2 protein-coding genes are annotated in these 1,835 nt (G+C 56.6%); both read left to right on the forward strand.

What is annotated here, in order from left to right:
- Window positions 1-245 precede the first annotated feature (245 nt).
- Window positions 246-1,517: an IS256 family transposase gene (locus ACGYLQ_RS20750; protein ID WP_394444670.1), complete on the forward strand. Its 1,272-nt coding sequence runs from the start codon at window positions 246-248 to the stop codon at window positions 1,515-1,517.
- A gap of 45 nt (window positions 1,518-1,562) precedes the next feature.
- Window positions 1,563-1,835, forward strand: a 273-nt coding sequence (locus tag ACGYLQ_RS20755) for a TRAP transporter large permease subunit (RefSeq protein ID WP_394444672.1), incomplete at its 3' end; no start/stop codon positions are given.

Consider the following 1,835-nt stretch of genomic DNA (forward strand, 5'->3'; position numbering starts at 1 on the left):
GTGGCGGACAAGGTCTTTACGCGGGATCTGTTTGGCGGGGATTGACGAGGAGAAGCCCTCCGGCCAGACCAGTCGTCCCGCACCTCTTGCCCCCTGCGTTTCACGCACCAAGGACCCCCAGCCCAGTGAGCCAAACCTCGTCCATGGAGAGCTATGCGGGAATTTGGGTGATGGCGTGATTTGAAAGGCGGCGTACTGTGGCGGGTGTCGAAGCCAGCCAGAACCTCACGAGGAGCAATACGCCTATGAAGAACGATACAACGATCCTGCCCTTTCGCCAATCGGAATCGATAGCGGACCCTTTGACCGAGCTTGCGCGTGAAGGCGCACGACGGATGCTGGCAGAAGCGCTGAAGGCCGAAGCCGATGCGTTTGTGGCCAGTTTTACCGATGAGCAGCTTGAGGATGGCCGCCAACGGATTGTGCGGCATGGATTTGGCCCAGAACGGAAAATCCAGACTGGGATTGGTGCTCTGGATGTCCAGCGGCCCAAAGTGCGCGATCGGATGGCGACATCCGATCCGGCAGAGAAGATCCGCTTTACGTCGAACATCTTGCCCAAATGGGCGCGCCGTTCGGTGAGCTTGGATGCCTTGCTGCCGGTATTGTATCTGAAAGGCATTTCAACAGGGGACTTCCAGGAAGCGCTCTCGGCCATTATGGGGCCCGACGCACCGAACCTGTCGCCGAGCGTCATATCGCGACTGACGGCAGGATGGCAGGTGCAATACGACGCCTGGGCACGACGTGATCTGTCTGCCCGTCACTATGTCTACGTGTGGGCAGATGGTGTCTATCTTCAGGCCCGGATGGAAGAAAATGCCGAGTGTATGTTGGTAATTATCGGTGCGACCCCTGAAGGCAAAAAGGAACTGGTCGGCTTTCAGGTCGGCCTGCGGGAAAGCGCGCAAAGCTGGCATGAGTTACTGACTGACATCAAAGGTCGCGGTCTGTCTGTCCCACCAGAAATCGCCGTTGGTGACGGCGCTATGGGTTTTTGGAACGCACTGGACAAGGCGTTTCCAGGCACAAAGCACCAAAGGTGTTGGGTGCATAAGATCAAGAATGTCCTGAGCTACTTTCCCAAGCAAATGGCGCCAGCAGTAAAATCGGATCTGGACGACATTCAGCATGCTGCCACACGCGCAGAGGCTGAGGCGGCACTGGCGATTTTCACTGAGAAATATGGCATCAAATACCCCAAGGGTGTCGCTTGCCTGATCAAGGACAAAGAGGCGATGCTGGCTTTCTTTGACTTTCCGGCCGAACATTGGGGCCATCTGCGCACCTCAAACCCGATCGAAAGCGTGTTCGCCACTGTTCGGCACCGCACAGTGCGCACCAAGGGAGCGCTGTCGCAAAAGACCGCAAAACTGATGGTCTTCAGCCTTATTCAGGCGGCTTCAAAAAAATGGCTGCGTCTCAAAGGCAGAAATCAGTTGCCAAAAGTCATCGAAGGAATCAAATTCAAAGACGGTATCGAAGAGACCAACGATACCGAAAACCGCGCCGCCTGACGATGCGCGTCACCCAAATTCAAGCATAGCTCGGTCTTCGGTGCCATCGGTTTTGTCGCCGTCGTCGCGGCGATCCTGCTGTGGGGTCCGGGCGGATCCGACATGGGCTTTTCGTCCATCATGAAGCTGATGAAATGGAACGCGCTGCTCACGCTGCCGATGTTCATCTTCATGGGCTACGTCATGTCAGAAAGCCGCCTGGCCGAGGATCTATACAAGATGTTCTACGTCTGGTTTGGCCCCCTGCCCGGCGGTCTGGCCATCGGGACGATCATGCTGATGGTGATGATTTCGGCGATGAATGGCCTGTCCGTGGCC

Source organism: Sulfitobacter sp. 1A12779 (assembly GCF_043557315.1).
Taxonomy (GTDB): Bacteria; Pseudomonadota; Alphaproteobacteria; order Rhodobacterales; family Rhodobacteraceae; genus Sulfitobacter; species Sulfitobacter faviae.